8 protein-coding genes and 1 pseudogene are annotated in these 8065 nt (G+C 39.2%); all 9 read left to right on the top strand.

Annotated features, from left to right (window positions below):
• Positions 1-526: DsbA family oxidoreductase (locus tag AAC037_RS14090; protein ID WP_339903585.1), on the top strand; the 526-nt coding region annotated here is incomplete at its 5' end.
• A gap of 140 nt (positions 527-666) precedes the next feature.
• Positions 667-1476, top strand: a complete 810-nt coding sequence (locus AAC037_RS14085) for a DUF1206 domain-containing protein (protein WP_339903584.1) — start codon at positions 667-669, stop codon at positions 1474-1476.
• Between the two features lie 218 nt (positions 1477-1694).
• Positions 1695-2321, top strand: a complete 627-nt coding sequence (locus tag AAC037_RS14080; protein WP_339903583.1) for a hypothetical protein — start codon at positions 1695-1697, stop codon at positions 2319-2321.
• An 82-nt stretch (positions 2322-2403) separates the two neighbouring features.
• Positions 2404-3687, top strand: coding sequence for an ectonucleotide pyrophosphatase/phosphodiesterase (locus AAC037_RS14075; RefSeq protein WP_339903582.1), 1284 nt, complete (start codon positions 2404-2406; stop codon positions 3685-3687).
• A 495-nt stretch (positions 3688-4182) separates the two neighbouring features.
• Entirely contained in the window at positions 4183-4683 is a 501-nt protein-coding gene (locus AAC037_RS14070) for a MepB family protein (protein WP_339903581.1), read from the top strand.
• A gap of 31 nt (positions 4684-4714) precedes the next feature.
• Positions 4715-5818: pseudogene (locus AAC037_RS14065) on the top strand (serine hydrolase domain-containing protein).
• A 188-nt stretch (positions 5819-6006) separates the two neighbouring features.
• A complete protein-coding gene (gene modA, locus AAC037_RS14060) occupies positions 6007-6777 on the top strand; it encodes a molybdate ABC transporter substrate-binding protein (protein WP_339903580.1) in 771 nt (256 codons plus the stop codon).
• Positions 6777-7451, top strand: a complete 675-nt coding sequence (gene modB, locus AAC037_RS14055; RefSeq protein ID WP_339903579.1) for a molybdate ABC transporter permease subunit — start codon at positions 6777-6779, stop codon at positions 7449-7451. The genes modA and modB overlap by 1 nt, the downstream gene beginning before the upstream one ends.
• On the top strand, positions 7444-8065 hold a 622-nt coding region (locus tag AAC037_RS14050), incomplete at its 3' end, for an ATP-binding cassette domain-containing protein (RefSeq protein WP_339903578.1). The genes modB and AAC037_RS14050, both read left to right, overlap by 8 nt.

Genomic DNA, 8065 nt, shown 5'->3' with positions numbered 1-8065 from the left:
GCAGCCTTTTGAGTTGAACCCCAATATGCCTGCCGAAGGGCAGGATCTTCATGAGCACATTGCCGAAAAATATGGCAGTACGCTAGAACAACAAAAGGAGTCTCAGGAAATGATGACAGAGACCGGAGATGAGTTGGGATTTAAGTTCGATTATTTTGAAGGAATGCGCATGTCCAATACCTTTGAAGCCCATGTCTTATTGGAGTATGCCGAGGAGTTTGGCAAACAAACAGAATTAAAGATGCGACTGACCACTGCTTTTTTCAGTGAGCGAAAAGATGTTTCCGACAGGGAAGTCTTAAAGGAAGCCTTGCTGGATGTTGGCTTAAATGCCTCCGAGGCTTTGGCCAGATTAGAGGATTTAGAAGCTCGAAAGGAAGTGAAAAGCAAGGAAGAATATTGGCAAAATGTAGGTGTCAGGTCTGTCCCAACCATTGTTTTTAACAAGCAAAGTGCCTTGACGGGAGCCCAACCTGTTGAGGTATTCAAGAAGGTATTGACAGATATAATGACTAGTACACATTAATAATAATAAAGTATTGGGATATCTACCTCCAATTCAATCAGGTCCAAAAGCCAATTGACTTGGAGGTTTTTTTATAAATGATTGGGGATCAATATTCTTTGGCATCAAATTTGAATTTTTTATGATAAACCAACCCATATATGGAAAAGTCAGATTTGAATCCGAGCAAGCAAAAAAAGAAAAAAATTGCCCGTCTCGGAATAGGAACCAAAGGAGTCGTTTATCTTTTAATTGGAGGGCTAACAGCATGGGAGGCTTTTGGTAGGGGAGGTAAAAAAACCGGAAGCAATGGTGCCCTAAAGTTCGTAATTGATCAACCCTTTGGACAAGTATTACTTTGGCTGGTGGTGTTGGGCTTGGCAGGTTATGTTTTTTGGAGAATGTATCAAACCTTTAAAGATACTGAGGATAAGGGAAACGATTCCAAAGGTATAATGTACAGGTTGGGATATTTTTCCAGTGGTATATTTTACCTTTTTATCATCTTTAATGCCCTACAATTGTTGATTGGGGGCGGAAGTGGCGGCAATGGTGGAGGAAAAGAATCAATGATTCAGCAGCTTTTATCACAGGAATATGGGCGGTGGATCGTTGCGTCTATTGCCTTAATATTTTTAATACGGGCCATCATTCAGATTTTTATTGCCTTCTCAGGTAAATTTAAGGACAAGGTCAAAGAATCAGGGATGAATAACAAAGCCCAGCAATTAATGATTAGTTCCGGTCGTGTCGGCTATACCTCTCGAGGCATAGTTGTGGGCGTAATAGCCTACCTAACTGTAAGAGCTGCCATTTCCTATGATGCTTCGAAATCAGGAGGAACAAAAGATGCTTTTAATTTTATCCAAAATGAATTTGGCGGGGTAGTTTTAGGAGTGATTGCCTTAGGAATGTTAGCCTTCGGCCTATTTCTGATTTTTAAAGCAAGCCAACATAAAATGGATTTTTAATTATTAAATTTTTTTTTGAATTACTGGAATGATAGAATTTGTTCGTCCATTTTGGTAGAAATCCTATTTCGGTTATGCCAAATGGGGTAGGTAGGCCTCACTACTTTTCTTAAATCAATATTGTGTTTTTAATTTTGCCAAAATCCCTCTAGCTTAGTAATGGTAATCAGTGGCAATATGCAGGGCATGTTTCACTTCCATTCATAAGTTAAAAACCAATGGTTATTCCCAAGCTATATAAAAAGTTTCATGTAGACAAAGAGCATACGTCCATCGGTCTTTTTGTTGCATTAAACGATAAATATTCAATTGATAAGGTATTCTACCCCGGTTCCCATGTACATATTACACCTTCTTTGGTGTTTTCTGAGGTGATTTATGCAGATTCTTTTAAAAATACTTTCAAGTTTTTTGAAGATCCGGAAACCTTGGCTTTTGTTTCAACCAATAAAAGGTATAAAGAAGAGGCAATATTCCGTTTTTATCAACAAGATTATGAGCAAAGTTTTAAGGGGCTTGCCAAAGATTTTGATTTGGTGATCTCTCAATATGCAGGCTTTGTAGGGCAAGCAGTCAAGTCTTATCTAAAAATTGGAGGTCTATTGGTATGTAACAATTCACATGGGGATGCAAGCCTTGCTTCATTAGACCCTTCCTATCAATTGACTGCTGTTTATAGAAGGCTAGCGGATGATAAATTTTCCATTTCAGAAAATAAACTGAGCGATTACCTGATTCCAAAGAGCGGAGTAATACCAACACGGGAGGAAATCATTACCAAAAGACGAGGCATTGCCTATACCAAGAGCCCTTCGGGATATATCTTTAAAAAAGTTAAGGAGTAAGAATGAATAATTGCTGCAGGTTTATATAAAACTAAAATCTCATACATTTGTCCAAAATAGCATAATCCATATTTTAGTATTTATGAAAAAGGGAGTTATTGGTGGTTTCTTGATACTGATAATAGGAATGGCAAGTATCTTTTCCTGTAGCCGGAAAATGCATGGTTCTTTACAAACTGCTACGACTGTCAATTCTAAAACTTCTCAGAAAAAGCCTTATTTATTATTAATATCATTGGATGGGTTTAGATGGGATTATATGAAGAAATACAAGCCTCCAAACTTAGATGCTTTTGTTAAAGAAGGTGTTCGTTCGGAAGCTTTAATTCCCGCTTATCCGACCAAGACTTTTCCAAACCATTATTCCATAGTTACCGGAATGTATCCTGACAACCATGGGATCTTGGGAAATTCGTTTTATAGTCATGAACAAGAAAAGCTGTATGATTATAAAAATGTAGAAACGGCTACTGATGGCAGGTTTTATAAAGGTTCTCCAATTTGGCAGGAAGCCAATAAGGCCAATATGGTAACCGCTAGTTATTTTTTTGTAGGCTCAGAAGCCGATATTCAAGGAATACATCCAACCTATTATCATTCCTATGATTCCAAAGTAAAAAATGAGGAGCGGATAGCTCAAGCCCTTGACTGGCTGAAAATGCCTGAAGATAAAAGGCCTCATTTAATTACCATGTATTTTGAAGACATGGACAAGGCAGGTCATGATTATGGTCCGGGGAATGAAGAGAAAATAAAAGAGGCCCTCTATGCATTGGACAACCATTTAGGACAACTTTTTAAAGGAGTGGCTGAAACTGGACTTCCTGTAAATATAGTGATTGTTTCTGACCATGGCATGGTAGACCTTCCTGCTTCCAATATCATTCCCATAGGTTCTATTAAAAATGACAGTTTGTACCGGGCAGTAGACAATGGAGCGATGGTTAACATCTACCCACACCAAGGTGTCAATACAGAGGCATTGATTCATTCGTTTAAGCAAAGAAGGGATCATTTTGAGGTATATACGCCGGAAGATATTCCGGGATTTGTTAATAGACCAAAGAGCAAAGATTGGGGTGCGATCCAGTTAATACCGGACTACGGCTATTATTTTTTACCCGGTAAAAAGAAAGAGTTGATGATCAAACACAATATTAAAGCCATTGGTGTGCATGGTTTTGAGCCAAAAAACAAGGCAATGCATGGCATTTTTTATGCCAAGGGACCTGCTTTTAAATCAGCCTACACCCTAGCTCCCTTGGGTATTGTCCATGTTTTTCCTTTGATGTGTGAGGTCTTAGGCTTACCAATCCCAAAGGATATAGATGGGGATTTGAAGGTAATTAAAAGTGTTTTGAAATAATTGGGAACTATTAATAGAGCCTTCCTGATTCAAAAATTTTATTCATTTAATACCCATGGAGAATAAGGCGTTTTAGGACTTTAGAATTTTTTCCGTCTAATTAATCATCACAAACCTCTATTTGTTTTCAATGGTTTCTTAATGATTAAATCTTTCGATGATGAAAAGTATTCACAAATTTGCCCCAACACAGGCTATATTTCTATCGTTTTGAAAACCCTACTTGTGATGGTGAATTAAATTGGTCTACGAATATATTATTTGATAAGGAAGTATTGGTTAGATTTACTGTAGAATAATTTGGACAGCTTTTTCAAATCGGATTGAAGAAAAGGATTTCCTAAACTTTCTCAGAGAGGGTTGAAATTGTTAGAAAAATGCGCTGTTTCGAGATTTTAGTTTAACATCGCTATGGTGAAATTGAAATCAGCAACTTACGGCTAATTTTGAAGCGATTTCAGCAGGTAATAAAAGGGCTATTGTAAAGTAAGGTAGATGAATAAAATCCTCAAGCTGGTAAAACAAGATGTATATGAACAATGTGGGCTTGATATAAGCGACTTTGCGTGGGAAAGCGAGTCCAAGGCCTATCATGCTTGTCAATTTAAATTGAATGGAATAGCCGTGATTTGCAGACAAGCCAAGATTACGCCAAAGAAATCCGGGCAATTTGTTACCATTTGGAAGCGAGATGGAGATGGGCCAATAGCTCCATTTACTCTAGCGGACCCTTTTGAATTATTAATTGTTAACATTTGCTCAGCCGGTCGATTGGGACAATTTGTTTTCCCTAAAACAGCAATGGCTAAATATGGCTTGCTAAGTACCCATGAAAAGGAAGGGAAAAGGGCGTTTAGAGTTTATCCTGAGTGGGAAACAATTTTGAATGCACAAGCAAGGAAAAGTCAAAAATGGCAATTGAATTATTTTTTCGAAATAAGTGCTGAAATTGACCTTGATAAGGTTAAAAAGATGTATGAATTGGTAGGGCTTTAAGCTTTTTTCTCTTTCAGAAATTGTGATACAGATGAAGAAGCAATATATTTTAATAGTTGGTTTAGTGGCAGGATTATTTTTATCCTGTGGTGAAGAGAATGTTCTTCCGGAGGATCAAGAAAATGAATTGTATTTTCCGCCCGCCGAAACAGATTTCTGGGAATCAATTCCAATTAATACCCTAGGCTGGGATGATTTGGCATTAGAAAACCTGTACACCTATTTGGAGGACAATAAAACCAGGGCATTTATTGTCCTTAAGGATGGCAAAATTGTCGTTGAAAAATACTGGGGTAACAATATTTTAAACACGGCAGCATTTGATGAAAGGAGTATGTGGTATTGGGCATCTGCGGGTAAGACATTGACCGCTACGCTTGTTGGTACAGCAGATATAGAAGGGTTATTGTCAATTAATGATAAAACCTCTGATTATTTGGGCAAGGGCTGGACTTCTTTGAATCAAGAAAAGGAAGATTTAATCACGATAAAGCATCAGCTGACCATGAGCACGGGTTTGGATTATGAGGTTTCGGATTTGGATTGTACGGCACCTTCTTGCTTGGAGTATAGAACAGATGCCGGAACATAATGGTACTATCACAATGCTGCTTATACCTTATTGGAAAGCGTGATCAGCAATGCTTCGGGTATGGGCTACAATAGTTTTACTGATCAGAAAATAGAATCTATCACCGGCATGGATGGAAGGTGGGTTCCTTTAGGATATAACAATGTGTATTGGAGTACCGCTAGGGACATGGCCAGATTTGGCTTGCTTACCTTAAACAAAGGCATTTGGGAAGATAATCAAGCAGTTTATTCGGAGGAATATTACCAACAAATGGTCAATAGTTCCCAAGAACTCAATCCTTCTTATGGTTATTTATGGTGGCTAAATGGCAAAAGTAAGATCATTTTCCCGGCGCTTGCCAGCTCTTTTCATAAAAATTTGTCAGATCATGCTCCGGATGACTTGTTTGCAGGAATGGGTAAAAATGGGCAGTTTGTAGAGGTAGTGCCTGAGCAAAAGCTGGTTGTGGTGAGGATGGGAGAAGCCCCTAATGATGCCCTGGTGCCGATAATCTTTCATGATGAGATGTGGGGAAAGCTAAATCTTGTGATAGGGAATTGACCTTGTAATCTCACGGTTGGTTGGCTTTGGGTTTAAATGCTTACCTTTGTAAATTCCCTTTCAGAGTAAGAGAAATTAAAAGGAAAAATAGGCTTGAATTGGAAAAGAAGGGCATTCAATCTATCTTTAAATGAATTAGAAACTAAGCCAAATCAGACCCAAAACAACGCTTTTGCCAAACCAGTACAATGAAGAGTGTCTACCCTTATCTTGCAATTTTTACGCTGTTTTATTTAATAGGCTTTCACTCCCTACATGCCCAGCAATCCATTCGTGTGGCTGCTGCTTCGGACTTAAAATTTGCTTTGGACGATATCATTGAAGTTTATACTAAAGACATGGGTAAAGAGGTGGTGCCGATTTATGGCTCTTCGGGTAAACTATATGAGCAGCTTTCCAACCGGGCACCTTTCCATTTGTACATGTCTGCAGATGTAGAATATCCCAAATTGCTGATCAAAAAGGGACTTAGTGGGTCTGACATTCATATTTATGGTGTAGGAAGGTTGGTACTTTGGAGCAGAAAGTTTGATTGTGATGCATCCACTTTGGAAGGGCTAAGTCGTTTGAACTTAAAAAAGGTAGCCATTGCCAACCCAAACCATGCTCCTTATGGTAAGCGAGCTAAGGAAAGTCTGCTATTTTATCAGTTATATGATGGCATTCGTTCCAAAATAGTTTTGGGTGAAAACATCTCTCAAACTGCCCAATTTTTGTCTACAGGTGCGGCAGATGTTGGCATAATAGCCCTTTCCCTCGCCCTTGCTCCTACCATGAAAAAATATGGTAAGGGCTATTATCTATTGCCTGCAAAGAGCCATAATCCTTTGCACCAAGGAGCCATCATAACGGAATTTGGCAAAGGCAATGCTGAGGCGGCTTTGTTTTTCGATTATTTAAAATCTCCGACAGCTAGAGAAATTTTCAAAACTTATGGCTTTGTTCAAGAAGAAGAATAATGAATTTTGAACCTTTTATATTGACCTTAAAATTGGCCACTTTGACCACCGGCCTGCTATTTCTGGTAGGAATTCCTTTGGCATATTGGTTGGCATATAGTAAATATAAGGTTAAATATGTCGTAGAGGCTTTGGTCAGTATGCCTCTGGTTTTGCCACCCACGGTCTTGGGCTTTTACCTTCTATTGGCTTTTAGTCCAGAGAATAAGCTGGGGCAATTCTTGGAAAATTATTTTGATTTGCGCTTGGTCTTTACCTTTCACGGCTTGGTTTTGGCTTCGATTATTTACAGTCTTCCATTTATGGTTCAGCCGCTGCGATCCGGGTTTTCCGGTATTCCAAACGCCTGGCTTGATGCAGCCAAAACGATGGGAAAAAGTTCTTGGCAGACCCTTTTTCATATACTTTTGCCCAATATGAAGAATGCTTTGATCACAGCAGGGGTACTCACATTTGCACATACTATTGGGGAGTTTGGCGTGGTGTTAATGGTGGGCGGAAATATTCCTGAAGAAACCAGAGTGATTTCTGTGGCCATTTATAATGAGGTGGAGGGGATGAACTATGAGATGGCCAACCAATACAGTTTGCTATTAATAGCCTTTTCTTTTTCAGTGCTTCTGATGACTTACCTAATCAATCATAGGAAAAATCGATTGCTCTCCTATGATTGAGTTGTTACTTAAAAAAACGCTGTCGGGAGCAGAAGGTAAAATAGCCTTGGATCTTTCTTGCCGTATTCAAAAGGGCGAGCTAGTAGGGCTATATGGGCCTTCAGGAGTGGGTAAATCTAGTGTTTTGCGCATGATTGCAGGCTTGATGCGGCCTGATGAGGGCCTGTTGACCGTAGATCAGGAGGCTTGGGTAAACACTACAGAAAAGGTTTTTTTAAAAGCCGAAAAGCGGAATATTGGGATGATTTTTCAGGAGTATTCCATTTTTCCCAATATGACAGTTTTTGAGAACCTGGTGTTTGCCTTGGAAAAAAGGCAAGACAAAAGTTTTGTTATGGACTTATTGCAAAGCATAGGAATGGAGCAGCTTGCTGATCACAGTCCAGTGAAGTTGTCCGGAGGACAGAAGCAGAGGATTGCTTTGGCAAGGGCCATGGTGAGAAAGCCTAAGGTCTTACTTTTGGATGAGCCATTGTCTGCATTAGATATGAAGATGCGGAAAAACCTGCAGGAATATATTGTTAAATTTCACCAAGAATATGGCTTGACCACGCTTTTGGTGAGTCATGATGCTTCCGAGATTTCCCGGATGGCCCAGAGGGTGTTGGTTCTAG

Source organism: uncultured Cyclobacterium sp., from assembly GCF_963976465.1.
Taxonomy (GTDB): Bacteria; Bacteroidota; Bacteroidia; order Cytophagales; family Cyclobacteriaceae; genus Cyclobacterium.
This window is presented reverse-complemented; position numbering and strand designations above follow the sequence as displayed.

Bases quoted from the DNA above. Each gene is read 5' to 3' on its own strand.
- AAC037_RS14085 (WP_339903584.1), top strand. From the start codon at position 667: ATGGAAAAGTCAGATTTGAATCCGAGCAAGCAAAAAAAGAAAAAAATT.
- AAC037_RS14080 (WP_339903583.1), top strand. From the start codon at position 1,695: ATGGTTATTCCCAAGCTATATAAAAAGTTTCATGTAGACAAAGAGCAT.
- AAC037_RS14075 (WP_339903582.1), top strand. From the start codon at position 2,404: ATGAAAAAGGGAGTTATTGGTGGTTTCTTGATACTGATAATAGGAATG.
- AAC037_RS14070 (WP_339903581.1), top strand. From the start codon at position 4,183: ATGAATAAAATCCTCAAGCTGGTAAAACAAGATGTATATGAACAATGT.
- modA (WP_339903580.1), top strand. From the start codon at position 6,007: ATGAAGAGTGTCTACCCTTATCTTGCAATTTTTACGCTGTTTTATTTA.
- modB (WP_339903579.1), top strand. From the start codon at position 6,777: ATGAATTTTGAACCTTTTATATTGACCTTAAAATTGGCCACTTTGACC.